This is a genomic window from Collimonas arenae, from assembly GCF_001584165.1.
Classification (GTDB): domain Bacteria; phylum Pseudomonadota; class Gammaproteobacteria; order Burkholderiales; family Burkholderiaceae_D; genus Collimonas; species Collimonas arenae.
Map to the genome: position 1 here is coordinate 2,718,246 of NZ_CP013233.1, position 21,741 is coordinate 2,739,986.

Genomic DNA, 21,741 nt, shown 5'->3' on the forward strand with positions numbered 1-21,741 from the left:
GACGGTATCTGACCCCGACCTCCGCAAGACCTGCGACCTCTGCGGATTTCCCCTCGTCGTCTCTAAAAGCCTAATAAGGTAAATATTTTTCTGACACATCACCTGTATTGTAAAACTCATCAAATGCTGCCACTACGAGAGCTTTATCATCACAAACAATTCTAGCATTCCAAACATCACCCAGTATTAAGATATTCTCCGATTTAGCAATCGGGTTTTGATAAGTTCGAACAACCCAATCATTCTTTGCCTCTACACCAAGAGTAATAACAAACATACCTCCCTCAGCTCTCACCTGAAGCGATCGGGGATGGCCATTTTGGTCTTCAATATCTAGCGTAACCGTGCCAGCGTCTTTTAACGAGAGTAACAGTTTTTCCTCAACCTCTCGCCACGAGGGGTTAACTAGACTTCCCCCCTTAACAGATGCAGATTGCGAAGATACTGTCCATGAAACTATACTATTTTCTCTCATGGAGTTTTCACCTTAATGTTAGTCATACCCGGTTCCCAATAATACGTTTTTCCAGTTGTGGCTTCATAAAGTGTTAATGACTTCAAACCAGCAGCTTCTGCTGCTGCTGGAATATCACCGCGACAGAACGTACAGATAGGCTCCCCGGTGACCGTCATTGTCATATTTGCCCCATTTGCCACCCCTGCGTTGGATGCTTGCTGAATCACACCAATCTCCGCATGCGCGGTTGACATATCGCCGTTAACCACACCGACTGTCGGTGCTCTGGCATTGACTCGATCTGCGGGAACCAGCGTACTTTCAGCCGGGTTAGCGGCAGCCACTGCGCGGGCCGATTGATTTGTATCAATATAGACTTGGCCTTCGACACTTCCCTGCGCAACAACCTTGATGTTACTCATATTTGCGCCACTGGCTGTTAGCGACTCGTTTGCAAGTTGCTGTTTAAGAAGTGGAGCCGTTGCAGCATTTGCAGTACCACCAGAGGTCACTGGTCCCGCAGCGGCCCCATTCACCCCAACTGCAACAGCGTCGCTTTCTGCACTGAATACTCCCTTAATAGCATTTGTCGCTGCCCCTATCGCTTTACCAGCCACAGCACCAATAATTGCGCCTATCGCAATAGTACCCACAGTTGTTGCCGCCACACAAGAAGCACTTGCACAATTGGACATAGAAGAGATAACCACATGCAAACGGTCACGCTCATTCATCAGTCCAATGCGATCTTGTTGAGCTTGCTGACAAGCAGCGTCATTATTTCCGCCGCAAGAAGCAGCGACATTATTACTTGCCGTCTGATAAGCTTTTTCAACTTGAGTTTGAGCTGTAAGCAGGCATTGCTGATCGGTGCAATTTCTTCCTGCATTGACGATTTTCTTTATCGGATCAGATAACGAATTGTTTATCGCCTCATTGGTAGCTGCATTCGCGGCTACTGCGGCATCTTGGCCCAGTGCAATCGCCACTCCCCCGCCAGCTAGTGCCGCCAACGCTGCCACTACCGCATTATTAGCAACGTTATCGTAGTGCAGGACATCTCCATCATAAAGGCTGTCCCTAATCATCGGTGCAACCAATGCGCTAGTTGCGCCGCCAATCGCACCTGCAGCACAACTATTGCCGCCCAAACTCGCTGCCGCACATCCCAGCAAGGCGTGCCCTAGCACATTCGTCGGGCTATAGGCGGCTGTATTTTCCCCGATACCATTAGCACCAACTGCTGCCGCGTCAGCAATCATTCCGTTTGCGAAGGCGTTACCGAAACTGCCGCCGTAGGCAGCAGAATTAATCGCAGCACTAATACCGCTACGAACGACACTGGTGGCAACGTATTGACTTGGGTTGTTGACAAAACTATCCCAACTACCTTGACTGATCGGTTGCGCGCCATCAACGCCGGGGGTTACCGTGCTTGGGCTGTTCATATTCCCTAGCACGCCGTTCGTCACGCCAGCAGTCAAACCGCTGACCGCACCGGATTTCAACGCCTGCCCTATATCAATACTGCCATTGGTGATGAGCTGGCCAGTCATGCTGCTTAGGGTGCCGACAATTGCACCTTGTATCCCTGCCGCCACCGCTGACGCTACAGCACTCGCACCAACTGCGGTTGATGACATTCCTGCCACTGTTCCAACTATCGCAGCCCCCGCACCTGCCGTCACTATTGCAATAGCAATCGCGGCAGCGATCATCACAATCGAAGCGGTTGGATCAGCCTTCTTGGTCTGTACCCACTCCTGCTGAATATGGTTCTGCGCCGTGCTTTGAGTGAAATCGCTGCCCAATTGCTGCTGCAGGTTGTCCAGCAAGGCCTGGCTACCGGCCTGGTTGACGCTGCCGTCGGCATTGAGTTGCTGGAACTGGCCGCTGACGCTGTTGACGCGGTCGACATTGAGCTGGTAGTTGGCGGCCGACAGGAAGCCGCCCGGCTGGACTTCGTCGCCGGTTACCTTGGTGTAGCCCTGCTTGTCTGTGCGATAGGTTTGTACGCCGATATCGGCGTTGCGCGCTTCGTTGTTGAGTTGCTGCGCGTTGATGATCAGTTGCTGGGCGCTGATGAAGCCGGTGTTGGTGACCGTACCGTTGGGATGGTCTGCATCACCGGTGCCGGTTGCGGTCAGCGTGACCTGATTGCCTTGGATGACGCCGCCTGCCAGCGCGCCTTGCGTGGCTTGTGGCAGATAGACCTGCGGCATCAGCGCATTGATGATCCCGCATTGAGAGGTGCCTGTGGCGGTGCAACTGGGGTCAGGAACCGTTTGCTCGACGTACCACAGCATCGGCGCGGTCAACTGGTTGATCTGCTGCTGCGACAGCGCTTGCCCTAACTGGATATTGTTCTCGGTCGCGTAGTTGATCGCGTTGCTGTACAGGACCGCCTTTTGCTGATCGGCCAGGCTGACCTGCGTCTGGTTATCCCATTGCACGCCGCTGACAAAACTGGCGTTGCCGGTTTGCGCCAGCGCGGCCTGCTGCAGTTTCTGATCTTCGGTAAAGGGATCAAAATAGAACGGCACCGAGCCGTTCGGCTGCAATGCCGGCGGCAGACTGTTCAACAAAACCTGCGGCGTCAATCCGCCCAGCACATTGCTGGCCGGATTATTGATCACATATTTCGGATCGCTACTGCTGCCTTGCGTCGGCAGGCTCGCCTGCCCTGTTGGCGTGGTGCCAGTGAAATGGAAGTTGCCATTGCCGACAGTGGAAGTCGGGGCCGTGCTGAAACCCTGGCTGCCAATAGCTCCCGTGGATGTCGCGTTATTGCCGGTGCTACCGTTTGCGGTGGCTGTCGGCACTGCTGTTTGCTGTCCCACATTTGGATTGGCGTTGACTTGGCTCGTGGCGCCGCCGGCTCCTGCGGCCTGGCTCGCACCGTTCTGGGCGTTTGCTGCTGCGCTCGGTACGCCTATCGGCCCGAGCGGGATGACGTTTTTCGGACTGGAACCGGCCGGCGTCATGACTTGCGGGTTGGTATAGCCGTTCGTGATGTTGCTGCCGGTCAGGTTGACCTGGTAACCGCTGATGGTACCGGTGTTTTGCAACGCGGCGTACTGACCACCCTGGCCGTTGACGTTCAGGCTGCCCGCGGCCTGGATGACGCTATTGGATTGATTCGGCGTGTTGTTGTTGACCGGATCGTTCTCGCGCACGTGGTCGCACGAACCCAGGCTGCAATGGTTTTCGACATGGCTGTGGTAGCTGGTCACTGCCAGTACATCCGCATTGTTGTTCAGTGCGCTGGTGACGGTGATATTGGCATTTTGTCCGGCATTGATCAAGCTACCGTTATTGTTCAGCGTGGCGCTATTGATCGTTACATTGCGGGCGCCATTGATGACAGCTGCCTGCGACGTTTCGGCTTGCTCTGTCACGCCAAAGAAGTCCTGGTTCAAGTCGGCCACGGTTTGGCCGGCAAACGTGGTCTGTCGGGATTGCAAGCCGACAGTGCCACCGCTGCGCGCATTGTTCAACTGCCCGGCAGTGATGCTGACATCGCCGTTCGTTGCCTGGATTGTGCCGGATTGGTTGCTGACAGTGCCCGGGCTGGTAATCGTGACATTGCTCAATGCCGCCAGGTTGGCATTGTTGTTGGTGACGCTGCCCGCATTAATCGCAAGATTACGCCCGGCGACGATGGTCGCAGGATCCTGTGTGATCGCAATGCTCTGCGACAGCGGATTAAAATTGTCGCTCACCGTAAAGCCAACCTGGTTTGCCACCACCAAGCTACCCTGAGTCAGCACGTTATAGCTACTCTCTCCCTGATTGGTCAGCCCCGCCACATTGAACGTAATATCTCGCCCCGCAACGATGTTGCCGGCGTTGACCAGATTGCCGCCGCTAATCTGCATATCCTGGTTCGCGACGATCTGACCGCGCACACCTAATGCCGTGGTAGTGCCGCCGGTGCTTGGCGCCACACTGGTTCCTGCAGCCGCAGGTGTCAGGTAGGGAATCACCAGCGTTGAGGTGCAACCACCCTGTGATTCTCCAGGACAGGCGGCGATATTCGGTTGTCCGATGGCGCTGACACCGAGTCCGGCAATTTGCGCAATCAAACTATTCAATCCAGCTTGATCAACCAAGGTGCTGGTTTTGGAGGTGATGATCGTGTCGGAACGGCCATTATCCAGGCTCTGTACGTTCAGCACCACATTGTTGCCGCTGATGGTGCTGCCACGATTGGACAAGCTGTTGGCGGTAATGCTGGTCTGTCCACCTGCCGTGATCAGACCTTGCTGACCATTGGTTTGACTTTGTACCGTTGTCTGCACTGTTGGCAAGGCCAGCAACTGGGTCGTTGGGGGTCCCAGCGTCTCTGGATTGTCGCCGGCAAAATGCCATACATTGGCGAAGTGACTGCCGCCACTCCCGTCATCGTTCGGCACAACTTCATAGACGCTGACGACCTTGAGCGTGCCTGCCGAATAATTCGGATTCAAATCAGCCAATGTCACGTTTTGGGTGACGTAGCTGATTGGCTGGCAATTGTCACCACTGCAGCCGCCGCCGGTTTGAATTTGCTGGGTGCCGACAAGCGCTTGTCCCAATAATGCCGGGTCAATCACCGAAGTTGTGGTGTTTTGCAAGAATACCGGCGCAGCACGGTCATTATTGACTGTTGCTGCGTTGATATTGACATTGTTGGCCGCTGTGATGGTGCTGCCGACATTGGTCAGTGTGCCGGACAACGTGGCATTCACGTCGCGGTTGGCCGTGGTCGTGCCGCCGGTATTGTCGTAGCTGGTACCAGACAGATTGACATCTCGCACCGCTTCTACTTTGCCGGCGTTGGTGACTACGCCACCCAGATTGACATCGCGATCGGCATGGAGGGTACCGCCAGCCTGATTGGTGATCACGCCATTCAGCGTTAGGTCATTGCCGGAAATGACGCTGCCGCTATTCGTGAAGGACGCGCCGCTGATCGAAATATCACCGGATTTCTGGATCGTACCGGTGTTGGTAAACGCATTGGTCGCTTGCAGGTTCAAACCTGAACCTGGCAAATTCCAGTTGCCATTGACGTTGATCGATTGCGCGATCAATGTCAGCGTACCGTTCAAATTGACTGTACCAAATGCCGCTGCAGTCGGATCGATATCCTGGTTCCGCAACGCCAATGTGACGTTATTGGCCGCCAAGATCTGGCCGCCGGCGTTGTTAAAACTGCCGACGCCACCGTTGACTGTCAGGCTGACATTGCCGGAAGTGGGTGATGCCGCTGCGGAGGCGTTGGTATCACCGGCAAACAATAATCCGCCCTGATTGGCTGCGAAAGTATTGGTCACCAGATTCAGATTGTCGCGAGCCAATAACGAACCATTGTTATTGATGATGCTGTTGTTGGCGTTGACGTTGGTACTGGCGCCGTAGATCGTGCCAGCATTTGTCAGACTGCTGGTGTTGATTGTTGCGGTACCCAGCGATTGCAAGGCTGCACCAGCATTGTTGGCCGCCTGCTGCGTCGTGATATTGACATTGCCCGCGGCCAGCCAGTTGCCGTTGTTGGTCACGCTGTTGGCGCCGTTCAAGGTCGCATTGCCTTTGACGACACCGACATTATTGGTGGTCACACTGTTGCCCGCTGTTGCGGTCAGGTTACCGCCGATGGCGTTGACCGGATTCGGATTGGCCGCAGTGATGCTGGTGGCGCTTGCGACGCCACCCAGCGTAATGTTGGCACCAGCCAGATTGGCATCCTTGCCGACTGTCAGCAAGCCGCCAGTCAGACTGAGATTATTTTGCGCGGTGGCTTGCAGCGTGCCGCCGATATTGAGATCGCCTCCGGTCCCAATATTGGCTCCCGTCAGGGTCGCATTGCCCAGGCTGGTAGTGACGCCATTCAACGCCAACGCCTGACCGGCGCCGGCAGTCAGCGTGCTGCTCGCGCCGATACTGTCTTGCGTCGTCAGGTTGCGTCCAGCGTTGAGAGTGATATTTTGCAGGCTGTTGACAGCACCTGCAGCAACCAGATCGGTTCCGGCGCTGGCCAGAACATTACCGCCGGCAGTCGTGGCGCCATTCAATGCGAGATTACCTTGCGTGGCCGCCAGCGTTGCATTGCCGATCACTGTGGTTGCACCCAGCGAGAGGTTGTTACCCGCAGTCGCATTCAGATTCGCTCCAACGCCAACCGTGCCCGCCAAGGCGATATCCTTGGCCGCGCCGAGCGTGAGATCTTGCGTGAATTGCGTATTGCCGGCGCCGTTGATGCTGCCGCCTGCGGCCAGGGTTCCCACAGTGTGTCCGGCCAGGTTACCGGCCAGAGTGATGTCCCCGGATGTTGCCGTAATTGCCGTGTCGCCCACAACCTGAGTGGTACCGCCCAGCGTGGCATTATTGGCCGCGCTTACCTGCAAGCTGCTTTGTACATTGACATCGCCGCTAACGTTGAGGCTACCGTTCTGGCTCTGCAAGACCGCTGCGTTCTGTGCATAGACTTGTCCGCCAAGATTGAAGTCGCCACCTGATTTGGCCGTCAACCCGGACATTGCCAGCACACTACCGGTAGTCTTCAGTGTTCCGCTCTGCGCGGTCAGGTTCATATCTCCCAGCGCGATGACAGCGCCTCCAACGGCCAGATTGCGATTCGCATTCAATGCCGTCGAGCTATTGGAGAGTGTGCCGCCGTTGACGCTGATATCGCGTCCGGCCGTGACTCGCAGCAGCCCTGTAGTTTGCGTCTGACCACCCAAGCTCACATCATTACTGGCGTCGATGGTCAGATTGCCACCGCTGGCATTGCCGACCACGCTCGGGCCGGACAGCGTGACATTGGCGCCTTGCAGCTTGGCGCTGCCGCCATTGTTGCCGCCGACTGTCAATGCCGCCAGCGAGATATCCCTGCCAGCTGTTGCATTCAGATTACCGCCGGCCTGCAGGGCGCCACTGATGGCGATGCCCTGCCCGGCAGTTAACGTCGTATCGGTTTGAGCGGTTAATTTACCGGTACCGGTAATGTTTTGTCCTGCAGTGACGCCGACCACACCACCTGAGGTCAAATCTCCGTTCAACGCCACACTGCCGTTGGTGGCCGTGATGCTAGTGTTGGCGCCGGATTGCGTGCTGCCGCCTAAAGCAATATCGTTGGCAGCTGTAGCACTTACCTGCTGTTGTGCTGCCAGCGTACCGCCGACGGTGATGCTGCCGTTCTGTGCTTGCAGTTGGGCGCTCTGCGCCGCATAGACCTGGCCGCCCAGATTGGCGTCTGTATTTGCCACGACATTCACGTTGCCGGTGGAGCTGACCACATTGCCGGTAGTGATGACGCTACCCTGCTGCCCCTTCAGGCTCAAATCGCCAATCGATCCGGCGGTGCCATTGATCGTCAGATTGCGTGTCGCCGCCAGCGCCAAGGTGGTGGCGCTGGTGATGCTGCCATCGATGGTGATGTCGCGCGCCGCATTGATCGCTGTCAGGTTCGGAGCTGTTACATTGCCGCCCAGGGTAATGTCCCCTGTGCCATCGTGTCCCTGCGCAGTAAGATTCAGCGCATTGGTCGCCTGGACGGTGCCGCCCAAACTGAGCGAGTTGCCGGCGCTCGCCGTAATGGTGTTCGCGACCGCGCCGCCGGTACCGGATATATTGCCGCCGGCTTGCAGATTGACGTTTTGCTGCGACTGGATGCTGCCGTTGACTTGCACATTACCGTTGGCTGCGATGTTAACAGCTTGTTCGCCGAGGCTGTCGCCGTTAGCGATGACATTGCCGCTCGTCGTGACGCCGACCGTGGTTTGCGCATAAGTGGTGCCAACCCGGACATCTCCGTTGGCATCTATCGACAGCGCCCCCACGCTGGAGGTCAAGGTGCCGTCGTTGCGTACGCCTAGTCCCTGACTGGTGCCAATAACCTTGATCTGCCCCGCCGTCATCGCGCCGAATGCGCTGGCATCGATTTGCAAACCATTTTGTGCTGACGTATTGCTGGCGGCAGTATTGGCGCCGTTGCTGCTGACTTGATAGTCGCTACCGGCACGGCCTTGTCCCGGCTGCGCTTGCGCCACAACTTGCTGACCACTGATCAAATTGATTTGCTGACCTGCGTAAAGCGGTGCATTGATGCCGATGCTGCCGGCGATCAAATCGATTGCGCCGACGGTTCCTTCGATACCTGCACCCGGCGTGCCATTTGCACCAGGCGCGCCTTCGATCTGAATCCGGCCTCCCTGGACGTTGTAGGACAACGCCGCCGCATTGTCGAACGAGGTGGCGCTGCCGCCCGGGCCGCTCAGGAACTGCGGCGTCCCGGTACTCAAGGTGATATGCGGCGCATTCACAAAGCCGCAACTGGTGCAATTCACGCCATTTGGATTGACCACAATGACCGAGGCCGGAGCACCGAAAACCTCTATCGTTCCGGCGATATTGCTCGGGCCACCTTGCGAGGTGACCTGGTTGATGATTTGGGTTGCCGTACGACCGTTGAGGAAAGGGTTCGCCGCGACGTTACCGCCCAACAGACTGCCGCCTGCGGTCATGCTGTTGTTAAGTATCAACCCGACCGCATCGACGTTGAACTGACTGTATTGGTTGAGCGAAATGCCGTTGGCGTTCGGCTGGGTAATATTGACCACTGGCACATTGCCGCCGACGCCAGTGCTACTGGTAACTTGCGGTTGAAAGCGTATCGGTGCGCTGGGATCGGTGATCGGCGCCGCCATGGCGCCATGAAGGCCAATTTGCATGGAAGGCAATGCTGCTGCAATCCTGGCTGCCAGCACACGGGTAAAGCCCGGCATTTTCTGTTCGATCTGCGCCTGCAGCGGCGCCCAGTTGCCGTCCTGCTGCGCTTTCGCCAAACTCTGTTTCAACTGTCCGGTAAAAAATTGCCAATCCGCCGCCGAATTTCCAGCTCGCTGCACATCGCCGCTGATGCCCAATTGAGCCGCAGATTGCGTCGCGTTTTTCCAAGTCACCTGCAAAGGAGCCAGCCATAACGTAAAAGCAACTATCGCTGCAACTACGCGTTGCCAAACGCGTACCTGGGGCGCGCCGTCCTGCGACAGACCGATGATGCTCTGCTCCGTCGAGACCAAACGATCGGCCTGCAGGCCACTGCGGCGCAACGATATCGACAGACGCGATTGATCCAGACGAAACAGCAATTGACGGAGCGAGCGATTCATACTTTTCCCTGATTTTTTATTTTTTACGCTATGACTGCGACGGCAAAAATCACAACGTTCCAACTACGGTATTACCTACACTTACTGTTCGATCTTGGCCTGCTTGACCAGATTGCTGACGACGGCAATCGTGGCTTTTTCAAGTGCCGTGGCTTCCTGCTGCTGCCGCAGAACCGCTTTCACGTCGTCATATTTCGGCACTTGCGTCGGACGGACCTGTTCAAGTTTGAGGATGAAGTACGTGTTGTTCCAATTCACCGGCGTCGGCGTCAACCCGCCTACCGGCAGCCCTGCCAACGCCTGGGCAATCGGCAACGGCAGATTCTGCGTATGCCCTTCTTGTGCCGGGGTCTTGAAACTGATCCAGTCAAGTTCACCACCGCGTACCTTGTTTTGCGCCAGGCTCACCTGTTGCGCCAATTGTCCGAAATCTGCGCCAGCCTTCAATTTGGCCAATACATCGGCAGCCGTGGCGGCATCGCCCACCTGAATCAGCCGCGACTTGTACTCCTTGTCGCCCAGGCTAGCCACGATACTGTCGAACTGCGCCTGCACTTGCTGTTCGGTGACAGGCGCCGGCTTGATTGCGTCGCGCAAATACAGTTGCGTAATGGCCGCATCCTTGGCCTCTTGCATGGCTTGCTTGACCTCAGGGCGGTTGTCATAAATGTGCTTTTTTTCTGCTTCCTGGCGGAACAATTCCCGCGATACCAATTGGCTTTTCAACGCAGCCCGCAAATTCAGGCTATCGGGCAAACCGGATTGCTGAACCGCACGCAGCAACTGCGCTTCAGTTATCGCTACATTGTTGACCTTGGCGATCACGCCAGGCCCCAGATTGCTGGCCGGCGCGGCGACACTCGCCGGTGCAGTTGCAGTTTGCGCATGCGCAATCGGTGCGACCATCGCGGCAGCGAGGCTGCATGCAACGAACAGTGGCTGCAGTTGGCGGTATGTGGATGCGTAAAACATGGCTTTTCCTCTTTGCTTTGAATGACAGAATCAATATGACCAGTTCAAACTGGCGAGTAACAAGGTGCTCTTCGGCGGCAATCCATCGGGTTGTGCCAATGCACGGCCCAACAGGACTTCACCTGTCAGCCGGTGCTTGCCAAACACGGCTTGCATGCGTGTTCCAAATCCGGCACCGACAAGTTGCTGGTACGCTCTCTGCGCAATCAGCTCGGTCCGCCCCATATCGAGGAACACATAGGGTTCGAAGTGCACGCCGGCAAATTCGGGCGTGTTGACCCACGCCACGTCATTACGTAACGTCAGGCCGCGATCACCGCTGGTGCCGCCGCCTTCCTGAAACCCGCGCACTGATGACATGCCCCCGGCAAAAATCTGTTCCGATCCGAACAAGGCTTGCTTGCTCCACTGCGCATTAAGTTGCGCGCGCCAGTTCCATGCGGTCGAGCCGAGTTTTCCCATGGGCAGCGACAGGGTTGCCGTGGCGTCGATCTTGGTGAACTGACTGTGTGCGTCGCCGCTGGCGATACCGGGAGCGTCACAACTGGCATCCAACGCATGCAATCCCTGCGAGACACCGGCATCCAGCGTCCAACTCGCCTGTTGGTCATTAAAGGCAAACCGATGCAAGGTATTTGCAGCAATGCGCAATACGGTTAATTGCTGTGGGTCGAGTTCAAAGTCATTGACATTGCGCTCGACCTTGCGCCTTGACAGTGTCACATCCATGGCGTTTTTTACCGCCTGGCTACGCGATAGAACATAGTTCCAGCCAAAGGTATGGCTGGTGCTATTGCCATACAAAAGCGCCGTGCTGCCAACCAGGTTTTGATATTCGGAGATCGCTCCGGTATAGCTGAAGGTGCTATAGCCAATCGGCAGCGTGATGGAACCGACCAGCGCATTGGTATCAAGGCTACCGCTGTAGCTGATGGAGAACATCTCTTGTAGACCAAGCAGGTTGTCAGCCTCTGCAATCAGATTTGTTCGCACCAATCCGGTCTGGTTGCTGCCATAGTTATCCACTCCGGCGGTGTACCAGAAGCGATCGCCAGGTTGATTGGCGAGGGCAACAATGGAGCTGCCAGGCGTTGTTCCTGGCAGGATTTGCATTTCAGCCCTGTTGCGGCGCAGACGATTGATTTGCTCGACGCCCTGCTCCAGATCGGTCAGGTTGAGCGTTTCCCCAACTGCCGTGGGCATGGCCAACAACACGCCGCGATCAGTCAGCCAGCCACCGCCCTGCAACGGGCCGGATGCAGCATAACCCTTTGCTGTCGACAACGGCATGCCGTTGAGTTTGATTTCCTCGATCTTGCCTGGAATGACGGTGATGATCAGTTTACCGTCCTTGAGATTCTGCTCTCCCAGGTAGGCACGTGTCGTAATCAGCCCGCGCGCGACAAACGCCTCCGTCAAACGACGCAGCAGCAGATTGATACGATTGCTGCCCAAGTGCTTGCCGATGAACGGACGGGTGATCTCCTCCACTTGCGCCGTCGGCAGCACAGTATTGCCGACCAGATCGATGCGATCTATCTTGAACGTCGGTTCAACATCAGGCAGCGATTCAATATCCACCCCGGCCGGCAGCGTTTGCGGCGGCGGCTGAGCGACGCTGATCTGCGGCGGCGGCTGATTCAATGCGCGCTCACGCTCGCGGTCCCTCTGCTCCTGCAGCAAGCGTTGAGCCGGATCTTGTTCAATCCTTGGCGCTTGTTGCGCCCACGCCGACAGCATGCTGACCGAGCCGATGAATAATAGTGCCGTCGCCAGCATAGATGACCGCAAACGCGGATAAAAAACGTATCGCATCATTTGCCTTTAATGCCACAACCAGCTGATCAGGCCGAGATGACGGTTAATCGTAACGGGATCGTTTTGCGGATTCTTTAGAGTTAGGACGCCACCTGACGCGGTGACGCCGCCGGCGCCGTTAAACGAACCGCCATCGATGATTTCCTGGCCGTTGATGACGATCTTGCCGACATTGGCCATCCAGCTGCCGCCGACATCCATTGCATAAAGTTGCGCCCAGGTGTCGCCGAACCACGACTTAAATCCCTTTCCCTGTTCATAGGCTCGGTAACCGAGTACACCTTGCGCCAACACCGTCGGTGCAGTAACGGTCAGGTTGCCGCCTGCCGCAGTGACGGTGCCGCCAATATTGCTGGCCGTAGTTCCGGCAGTAATCTGGATATTATTGCCAGCACTGATGTTGCCGCCAACGCTTTGCACCGTGCTTGATGCACTGCTGTGGCAAATGATCAGGCAACTGCGCTGAAACTGCGCATGCCCGGAAAACAGGGCGGCATTCTGGAAAGACTGGGTTGCATTGATAGTGATATTGCCGGCGTCATTGGCAAGAATCACACCGCCGAGATTGAGCACATTGCGGCCGCTCATGGTGGTTCCCGCATAGGAAACCAGATAGGACAATTGATCAGGTCTATCCAGTTGACCGTAGTCGACAGAAAAATTATTCGTGCTCTTGGTCAGGAAGAGCCAGCGTGTACCCTGACTCTGGCTGCTCTGCGGCTGTTCGTTATTGCTGCCGGCTTGCTTGTCGACGATATTGCTGACGTCGCCCAATGCGCTGATGTACAAAGCGTTGTTGGTCAGGATACGACCATAGTGATTGACGATATTGCCGTTAGCTTTCAAGTTCACATCGTCGCTCACGCCAAATATCGCAGCCAATGTGTTCGCGTCCGGCGACTGATTGAGAATATTGCCGCTCGCTGTCAGCGTCACAGCTCCTAACGAAGCAGCATTGGCACCGTTGCGCATTTTTCCCTGAATCAGGCTTCCGCTGTTCAGAACATCGGCACTGCTATTGATGACCACACCGCCGTTGGTAGCAACGGCGGTAGAACCGGATGCGCCATCACTTTGCAAGACGAAACCGGCGCTATTGGTCACGAGGTCGGTCGCCGCCAGCAGATCGGAACCGGTGACGCTGATCGCTCCAGTTGCCGTCACCGTCACCACGCCGCCGGCCGATTGCAGCCCGGCCCTTTGCACACTGCTGCCATCCGGGCTATGCAACGCCGCCAGCGTCAGGCTAGAGACATCAACGAGGCTGCCCGCCGTGCCATTCACCTGGGCACCGGACATTTGCAATGCCCCAGGCGAAGTAATGGCAACCGTGCCACTGTGTGAGTTGACTTGTGTCGGTGCTGCCGCCTGACCATTCCACCCCGATACCAGATTGACACTATCGGCGTTGAGCAATACGTTCTGCGCCGCATTCAAGGTACTGGCGCCAACTTGCAGAGCGTGCCCATGATTGAACACACCGATACCGCCGGTTGCAGTCAAATTGCTGTTGGCTATGGTTGTATCGGTAGTGGTTGCAGCGCCTTGGATACCGAGCAGAATATTGCCGCCTTGCGTGATTTTCGGACTGCCCGCGGTGATAATGGCATTCGACAATTGCACCGAGCTGGACCGAATGTCGACGTTACCATTGGCGCTCAATGACGGATTGCCATTCACGCCGCTTGCGGCATTCAACCCCGGCGTCGCCACGATCAGGTTGCCTGCAGCCACAATACTGCCGCCAGCGAACTGAATATCGCCACTGGCAGAAACTGAAAAATCGCCGACATTGGCATACATCGCGCCGGCATGATGCACCCCCGCTCCTTGATCGGTGACGATCAATTCAATGCGCCCAGCGGTCAAACTACCCAATGGCGTGATGTCTATCGCCGTAACGGCATTCTTGGTGTTCGGCGAGGAGTACTTGATCCACGGCGTCAGATTGTCAGTTGGGGAAACACTGCTGTCGATCTCTGCATGGCTATCGCCAGCAACAGCGCGGATTCCGGCGGAACTGCCGCTGAAAGAGTTGACCACAGGCCCATTCACCACCAGGCTCTTGGCAATCAATTCCAGATTCAGCATCGCGCCGCTCAACCCCTCTGGACCGATGACGATCTGGCCTTGGTTCGTATTCAACACAATATTGCGTTGGGTCAGGCCAGGCGCCGGAATAAAGTCGTTGAACGATACTTGTCCCGTGGTCAAGGCGACATTGCCGGTATTGACGAACGATCCGCCATTCACTGTTATCCCGTTGGGATTAGCTAGAATCACGTTGGCACGTGGTCCCAGAACCGTGATATCACCCTGAATCAGACTGGGATTGGTGCTGGTCACCTGATTGACGATGTTCCGGGCATTGACGCCGATGTTGTTGAGGCTGGCACCTGCCTGACCGACATTGAACTGACTGTAGGTGTTATGGGAAACGCCCGACACCGCCGGGGCGATATTGACTGTTTGCCTGCCATTGCTCGCTGTGCTGACGCTTGTTGCCGTGCCACCGTCGCCGACGATACCGGCAGCCCATCCCTGACCTGATGTTCCCAACCACAAACCGATCAATAGAGCGATTGGCTTGTGGTGTGTACACATGTGTTTTTGTAGTGCCGACGGATGGCCATTTGCAGATTCCGTGTACTTCCCCATTTGTTGCCTTCTTTATTATTTCCCCGAGGCAGGATTTTACAAAATGGCATCATGTTTTCATAAAGAAATCTTTAGAAAAGAGAAAGATTTTTCAATCTCTGACAAATTGTTGCTTATCAACATCATTAAATTTCTGCAAGGCAATGAACTCTCCTGTAAATATCGATTGCAGCAAATTATTTCCGTGGCCATGCGATTTGCTTTGATGCACTGCCGTCGATGACCGAGTCCGCTGTTGGCGACAGACGATCCCTGCGCAATCGGCAACCGTCTTTTCCCCGAATCGGCGTAAAATCCGTATAGACATTTTTCCCACCGAATATGAAGCTCCGAATTCACAAACACGCAGTCGCATGGCTTGGCCTGGTTGCCATGCTGCTTGTCGTCTTTGCGCCACTGACATGTCAGCTGATTGCCTCGGCGCGCGCCAAGGAACCGGTTGAGATCGTTTGCTCTTCTGTCGTCCATGAACATTCCGCCGGCAGCCATTCCGGGTCGCATGACCAGATGGATGCCTGCGGTTATTGCAGTTTCTTTTCGCACCATGTCGCCGCCACCATCTTTGCGCCGCCGCAGGCTTTGGCGAATGCGACCTTCGTTGCTCCCCATGTCTCGGAGCCGATTGCATTTATTCCGATCGCCATCTTCCCCTCCGGGCGCCCGCGCGACCCTCCTGCTGTTTCCTGATTCTTCTGTTTCTGTCCGCCTTTTTGATTCGCAGTGTTGATCGCGATACGGCAAGGGGCGGCTTCTTGCCTCGGCAACATTGGCAGAAAACCAATGCGCATCGACGTCCAAGATGGACGCATGCGCGCATTTTTGTATGAATCGGAGAAATGATGTTGATGAAAAAAGGCGCAATGCTGCGCTATGCGCTGCCTTTGGCGGCGAGCGTGTTCTTGCCCGGCGCTGCCTACGCATGCGCCACCTGCGGCTGCTCATTGAGCACCGATGCGGCGACCGGTTACTCGGCCGAACCAGGCTGGAGCATCAGTTTGGGATACAACTTTATCAACCAGAATCAACTGCGCTATGGTTCCAGCGCAGTACCGAATACGCGGCCAGCCAGCATCAACGATGCCGGCGGTGCACAGGAAGTAGAAAAACAGACGATCAATCGTTATATCAATCTGGGTATCAACTACGCGCCGAACGCCAGTTGGAATTTCGGCGCGATCATCCCTTACGTCGACCGTAGCCACACCACTTATGGCAACGCCACCAGCGACCAGCTCAACTCGTCCAATATCAGTGGCGTCAACAGTAGCGGCTTGGGTGACATCAAACTGCTGGCCAGTTATCAGGGATTTTTGCCGACGCATAATCTGGGCGTGCAGTTCGGCATTAAATTGCCGACCGGGAATTACGGCGGCCAGAATGTCCTCACCGGCGCAACCGTCGGGCGTAATCCGGTGTTCTTTTCGAGCGGCCCCAACGCCGGCGCGGGCCAGGCGCTCGACACCAGCCTGCAGCCAGGCACCGGCAGCACTGACCTGATTCTTGGCGCTTATTATTTCCAGCCGGTCAGCCAGGATTTCGATGCGTTCATCAACGGCCAGTTCCAGGCGGCGGTCATGACGAAACTCGACCAGGTTGGCGGCGACTATCGTCCCGGCAATACCAGCACCGTGAGTTTTGGCTTGCGCTATGAAGCCAATCCAGACGTGGTGCCGCAACTGCAAGTCAACATTTCCCGCAAGAGCGCCGACCAGGGCGCCCTGGCCGACACTACCGATACTGCCGGCACCGTCGCCTATCTCAGTCCCGGCGTTACTTTCAGTGTGTTGAAAAACACGCATGTGTATGCCTTCGTGCAGCGCGCCATTTATAGTCGGCTCGATGGTTACCAAGTATTTCCGCGCTGGACCGGCAACGTAGGTGTCAGCTATGCGTTCTGATGCCAAAAACATGCTGCTCGCCCCAGTTGCGACTTTCGCGGCACGTCGTCACTGGCTGCGTGCCGCCCTGGCCTGCTGGCTTGGGCTAAGCATTTTCGGCTGGTTGCCGATGGCCAGCGCGAATAACCTGGAAGTCGGCAAACCGGCGCCGCAGCTGGTCCTCCACACCTTGGACGGACGCAGTATCGACAGCCGCGACCTCAAGGGCAAAGTGGTGATCCTGACTTTCTGGGCAACCTGGTGCGGACCATGCCGCGAAGAGCTGCCTCTGCTCTCGGCCTATGCTGCGCGCCACGCCAAGCAAGGCCTCGAAGTATTGGGGTTCAGCCTGGACAGTCCCGACGATTTGGCGGAAGTGAAAAAAGTCGCCGCAAGCTTGAGTTTCCCGGTTGGCTTACTGGGTAATCCTTGGGCGGGCGACTATGGGCGCATCTGGCACATCCCGGTCAACTTCACCATCGACCGTGACGGCGTGCTGGTCGACAATGGCTGGAAAGACAAGGAGCCGGTCTGGACCGCTGAACGGCTGGAGCGAATCGTCACGCCGCTGCTGCGCTAGTGCATCTTACTTTGCAACCTGCATGACATCCCCCTGCCAACCGCAGCCCAGCGCCTTGACCAGGTAGACCGCGGTCAGCATCTGCTGACCGTTGATCTGCACGGCCTGGCGCTGTTCAGCACCGGGATGTTGTTCAAGCCGGCAATCGTATCCGGCGAGCCGTTCATGCTGACGTTGAACTCCGTGACGCCGATCTTGGCCGTGCCTGAAGGCAGGATCAGGTTTTGCGCGTTGACGGCATTCACCACATCGGTCGGCGTCAGGCCTTTCGATAGCATGGCCTTGGTATCGAGGTCCACGGAAATCACGCGCGACTTGCCGCCATAGGGATAGGGAATGGCAGCGCCCGGTATGGTGATCAATTGTGGTCGCAGGAAATTGAGAGCGGTATCGCGTTTCTTTAAGACACTTTGCAGCGCGAAAGAGCAGGATTTGCTGACTCTACACGTTGGCCATGCGTAGCTAGCAGTGCTCCCCACATGGCAGATCATTATCTTTTATACACAACTATCACTATTGCCAGGTGAGAATATTTCCTGATTGGCTTAATCTGCAAAAGAGTCAAATTAGACCGTTCAATCGCCCCTCCCTCAGCAAAGCGTCTCCAGGCAAATAAGCTTGCTATGCCCCGCAAGATTAACGCGGCGCCTTTCTTAATGTGCCTGATAGAACGAGAAGCATTAATAGCGACATACCTGATCGGCAAAATTGCACTGATCTCCGGTGGAAGCCTCAGTAGCAAGCTTCAATCTCAAATATTTCGCACCGCAGCCAAAACGAAAGGAACTGCAAATGGAACAGGAATTGACATTGAGTACCGACACTGCGGATGCCGCCGCCAACGAAGTCGTCTCTGCCCCAGCAGATAATTTTTTTGCGCGCAGCGCCCGCGGCATGGCAGACAGTTATGGCAAAGCGGCCGAAGTCGGAGCTGATTTGTCGCGCTTGCGCGTGAGCTCGGTGGGCCCTAAGGGTGCCTGGGTCAGGCACTTGCCGTCGCCAGGTTTTTCCGAGACAACTACGTCGGTAAGAAATACAGGCACCGAAGCCTCGCATGTTGATGGCGTATTCGTACTCTGCGGCTGCGCATACCTGAGTGCTTCCTTCTGGCCTGAGACAATCGCCGCTGCACACCGCGCCATCGATGCGCATGGCGTCGGCTCATACGACTCGGCCCCTTGTCGGGCGAAACCCTGCATCATGAGCACGTCAAGGAAGAATTACTCAAGCTGTATCGCCCGGCCGGCGGCGGAGCCGCGTTCCTGACCATTAGCGCCAGCATGGCCAATATCACCGCGGTGCCGATGCTGGTCGGCCGTGGCGACACCATCTTTGCCGATGCCGAAAGCCACATGACGCTGATGCAGGGCTTCACCGCTTCGCAAGCGCGCGTGCTGCGCTTCAAACACGGTGACATGCAGGAACTGGAACGAAAGCTCATCGAATTCGATCGCACTGATCCGGAAAGGCTACGCCGCAGGTTGCTAGTCAGCGACGGCATCTTCAGCATGAGCGGCCATGTCTGCAACCTGCCGAAGCTGGTGGAGCTGGCACGCCGCTACCAATGCCGCCTGCTGATCGACGAAGCGCACGCGCTTGGTGCACTCGGCCCGTCCGGCCGCGGAACTGCGGATCACTGGAATATGGATCCAACCTGCATCGACGTCATCACCGGTACGCTGGCGAAAGCGGTCGGCGCGCAAGGTGGTTATATCATCTGCAACGCGTCGCTAGCCGAAGAGGCAAGCTATGAATATACGACCAATCGCGTGTTTTCGTCCGGCGTGCCGCCATCGATCGCTGCCGCCGCATCCGAAGTACTGCGGCAAATGAATGCCGCAACTCCCGCAACCATAGCAAGCTCTGCAAGCAACACCTTTAGCAGCATGTATCACAAGCAACGGCGCAACATCGGGATACTGCGCGACTACTTACACCAGCTTCAAGAAATGGGAATCGACACCGATCCCAACTGTGCCCCCGGTGCGGTGCAGCGCATCATCGTCGGCAACGAACGGGCACTGTTCGAGATACAAAAGCGACTTTACCAACGCGGTGTCTATGTACTTGGGATAGTCTATCCAGCCGTATCGCAAGGACAGGACCAGATACGGCTGACCGTGATGCCGGTGATCTCGGAAGTAGAAATGCACCAGTGTGGAAAAGCGATCGTCGATGTGTGCCGATCGGTGCTGAACGGTTGATACCTGCTTGCCAGGAGAAAACCTTGCCAGTGTACCTATCGTAGTTTCAGGGAATTCTGTCGAGCAGCCCGGCGGCGCGCTGCATCAAGTCATCCCTGGCCTTACGGTTGGCTTCGATGGCTTGGCGCTTGTCCCCGGGATTATCGAAATCGTGTGTGGCCCCATCGTACCAACTCACATCCAGCATGCCTGGGGCGGCATTCGCCTTGTTCAGAACGCTGCGGCAGATCGTTGGCGAAACCTCTTCATCCGCAGAGCCGAGAAACACCCACATCTTGCGATCAACCGGGTAGTTCTGCGACAACAACGAACGTGGACCGCAGCCTGAGTAGAACGCTAACGCAGCGCTAAAGGATAGCCAACCAATTCGGTCTTACCGTCTCACGCCGGCAAGTAGACCGTTTGCGGGGTTTCGGCTCGTACCGTCAATGGCAGACAGATTGCAACCAGCCACAGCAAGCCGATACCGGTACGTCTAGCCGAAGTCGTCATCCGTCAGAGTGCTCGTCAATTGGGGGCCAAGCGCAGTAAAGTGCCATTGCGGTCTTCGGTAATGACAATGCTGCCGTCATCTAGTGTCGCCAGCGCCACCGGCGCGCCCATCGGATGCCCGCCCGCGCGATAATGCCAACCCGATATGATTTCCTGTGGTTCGCCAACCGGCTGATAAGTTGCGTTCAGCGCCTGACTGACCAGCCGATGACCGGTATCCCGATAGCCGTGATAACCGATGATCAAGTGGCCAGCCAATGCCGGCATGCTTTTGCCGTTGTAGATCAGCATGCCGAGTGGCGCGGCATGGGCCGGCAGCAGCCGGCTTGGCGCGGTCTTTTTGCTGCAATCAAAGCCAGCATATTCAGGGCTGGCCCTCTGCATGTCGAAGCAATACGGCCAGCCATAATCCGCACCGCCAACCAGCCAGCTCAGGGTATCGTGCGGCAGCGCCGCGTCGGACAGTTTGGGATCTACCACATTGATATTGTCGCGCGAGTTGGTGGCGGCGATCAGTTTGCCATCGGCACTGATCGCCAGCGCCATGCTATTGCGCAAGCCGCGTGCATGGACCTGCACAGCGCGTGCATCCAGCGGCAGTTGACCAGACGCCAAGTTTGCATGCAGCACGCTGGCGCGGGGCGGCGTCTCGGCAATTTCTGGGCACGGCAAATCGGCCTTGCCAGATTGGCTTTCGCAATTGTCCGTGGCAGAGCCGACATTGATGTACAGCGAACCATCAGCGCCGAGCACCATCGCCGACAGCGGATGACGCCCGGTAGAAGGCAAATTGACGATGACATCCTGCATGCTGCCGGCAATATCCTTGGCCGCCGGGTCGATGCGGACGATGCGTCCAACCATACTGATCAAGAGCCGTTTATCCGGCGTAGCGACAATCGCATTCGGCATATCCAGCTTGCTCAACAAGACTTCCGGCTTTCCGTCTTTCTTCAGATTCAGGCGCAGCAAGCGGCCGCGCTTGTTCGTCCACCCGCCCATGTCGAGCACATAGATATCCTGGCCGATGGCCGCCACGCCACGCGCAAAACCAAGGTGATCGGCAACCAGACCGACACACATGCCCTTGGCAACCTTCACATCGAGACGCGGAAAACCATCGCAACTACCTGAGGTTTGATAGCTGTCTTTTGCGGAGGCGATTCCGCAGGCTAGCAGGAAAACGATGCAAAGAAATTTGTGCAGGAGAAGTGCTGGTCGCATAAAAACCTTCAATGATTGGTCACGTCTTTTTTGGCAACGACGCTCGGCTTATTGCCCCTCGTCTCACCAACATCCGTGAGACGCATCGCCAAGCATGCCTATCGACAAATGTTTTGGATATTGCCACATTCTTCCGTGGATTCGTCGCTTTCCACATTCACCGCAATGCGATTTTCCTGAAATCGTCTCCGTTTTTTCGAATTGACCGTCTGACCTGGCTAAGACCAGATGAGCAAATCCGGGGAAGTGGTATGCCTCTGATCAGTCGTCGGGCTGTTCATTTGGCATGTGTCAACGTACCGCT

12 protein-coding genes and 1 pseudogene are annotated in these 21,741 nt (G+C 56.3%); 5 read left to right on the forward strand and 8 right to left on the reverse strand.

Annotated features, from left to right (window positions below; all coding sequences use genetic code 11):
• Positions 1-70: 70 nt before the first annotated feature.
• The 5 genes from CAter10_RS22505 to CAter10_RS12615 all read right to left on the reverse strand — a co-directional run bounded on the left by CAter10_RS22505 (position 71) and on the right by CAter10_RS12615 (position 15,006).
• Entirely contained in the window at positions 71-475 is a 405-nt protein-coding gene (locus CAter10_RS22505; protein ID WP_061537268.1) for a DUF6911 family protein, read from the reverse strand.
• Entirely contained in the window at positions 472-9,612 is a 9,141-nt protein-coding gene (locus CAter10_RS12600; RefSeq protein ID WP_061533676.1) for a cytidine deaminase-like fold-containing protein, read from the reverse strand. The genes CAter10_RS22505 and CAter10_RS12600 overlap by 4 nt, the downstream gene beginning before the upstream one ends.
• 81 nt (positions 9,613-9,693) lie before the next feature.
• Entirely contained in the window at positions 9,694-10,518 is an 825-nt protein-coding gene (locus CAter10_RS12605; protein WP_061535324.1) for a peptidylprolyl isomerase, read from the reverse strand.
• Positions 10,519-10,614: 96 nt separating this feature from the next.
• Positions 10,615-12,399 carry a ShlB/FhaC/HecB family hemolysin secretion/activation protein gene (locus tag CAter10_RS12610; RefSeq protein ID WP_061535325.1) on the reverse strand — a complete coding sequence of 595 codons (1,785 nt, stop codon included), beginning with the start codon at positions 12,397-12,399 and terminating at the stop codon, positions 10,615-10,617.
• A 9-nt stretch (positions 12,400-12,408) separates the two neighbouring features.
• Positions 12,409-15,006 carry a two-partner secretion domain-containing protein gene (locus CAter10_RS12615; protein ID WP_061533677.1) on the reverse strand — a complete coding sequence of 866 codons (2,598 nt, stop codon included), beginning with the start codon at positions 15,004-15,006 and terminating at the stop codon, positions 12,409-12,411.
• Positions 15,007-15,381: 375 nt separating this feature from the next.
• Here CAter10_RS12615 and CAter10_RS12620 point away from each other — a divergent pair, with 375 nt between their 5' ends.
• The 3 genes from CAter10_RS12620 (at position 15,382) to CAter10_RS12630 (ending at position 17,517) form a co-directional block, all read left to right on the forward strand.
• Positions 15,382-15,747 carry a DUF2946 domain-containing protein gene (locus tag CAter10_RS12620; protein WP_061533678.1) on the forward strand — a complete coding sequence of 122 codons (366 nt, stop codon included), beginning with the start codon at positions 15,382-15,384 and terminating at the stop codon, positions 15,745-15,747.
• A gap of 173 nt (positions 15,748-15,920) precedes the next feature.
• A complete protein-coding gene (locus CAter10_RS12625; RefSeq protein WP_197467247.1) occupies positions 15,921-16,958 on the forward strand; it encodes a transporter in 1,038 nt (345 codons plus the stop codon).
• Positions 16,948-17,517, forward strand: coding sequence for a peroxiredoxin family protein (locus CAter10_RS12630; protein ID WP_061533679.1), 570 nt, complete (start codon positions 16,948-16,950; stop codon positions 17,515-17,517). Before CAter10_RS12625 ends, CAter10_RS12630 begins: the two co-directional genes overlap by 11 nt.
• Before the next feature lie 119 nt (positions 17,518-17,636).
• Here the strand turns inward: CAter10_RS12630 and CAter10_RS12635 are convergent.
• A pseudogene (locus CAter10_RS12635) lies at positions 17,637-17,909 on the reverse strand (efflux RND transporter permease subunit); the annotation flags it as partial.
• Positions 17,910-18,309: 400 nt separating this feature from the next.
• Here CAter10_RS12635 and CAter10_RS22510 point away from each other — a divergent pair.
• Together CAter10_RS22510 and CAter10_RS12645 are read left to right on the forward strand one after the other, a co-directional pair.
• A complete protein-coding gene (locus CAter10_RS22510) occupies positions 18,310-18,783 on the forward strand; it encodes a hypothetical protein (protein ID WP_128083067.1) in 474 nt (157 codons plus the stop codon).
• Positions 18,696-19,721 carry an aminotransferase class I/II-fold pyridoxal phosphate-dependent enzyme gene (locus tag CAter10_RS12645; protein WP_061533682.1) on the forward strand — a complete coding sequence of 342 codons (1,026 nt, stop codon included), beginning with the start codon at positions 18,696-18,698 and terminating at the stop codon, positions 19,719-19,721. The genes CAter10_RS22510 and CAter10_RS12645 overlap by 88 nt, the downstream gene beginning before the upstream one ends.
• A 46-nt stretch (positions 19,722-19,767) precedes the next feature.
• On the opposite strand, the gene CAter10_RS12650 is transcribed toward CAter10_RS12645, so the two are convergent.
• Together CAter10_RS12650 and CAter10_RS12655 are read right to left on the reverse strand one after the other, a co-directional pair.
• The gene (locus CAter10_RS12650; RefSeq protein ID WP_128083068.1) at positions 19,768-20,088 is read right to left on the reverse strand and encodes a dienelactone hydrolase family protein; all 321 of its coding nucleotides are present in this window, start codon (positions 20,086-20,088) and stop codon (positions 19,768-19,770) included.
• A gap of 140 nt (positions 20,089-20,228) precedes the next feature.
• The gene (locus CAter10_RS12655) at positions 20,229-21,437 is read right to left on the reverse strand and encodes a PQQ-dependent sugar dehydrogenase (protein WP_061533684.1); all 1,209 of its coding nucleotides are present in this window, start codon (positions 21,435-21,437) and stop codon (positions 20,229-20,231) included.
• Positions 21,438-21,741: the final 304 nt, after the last annotated feature.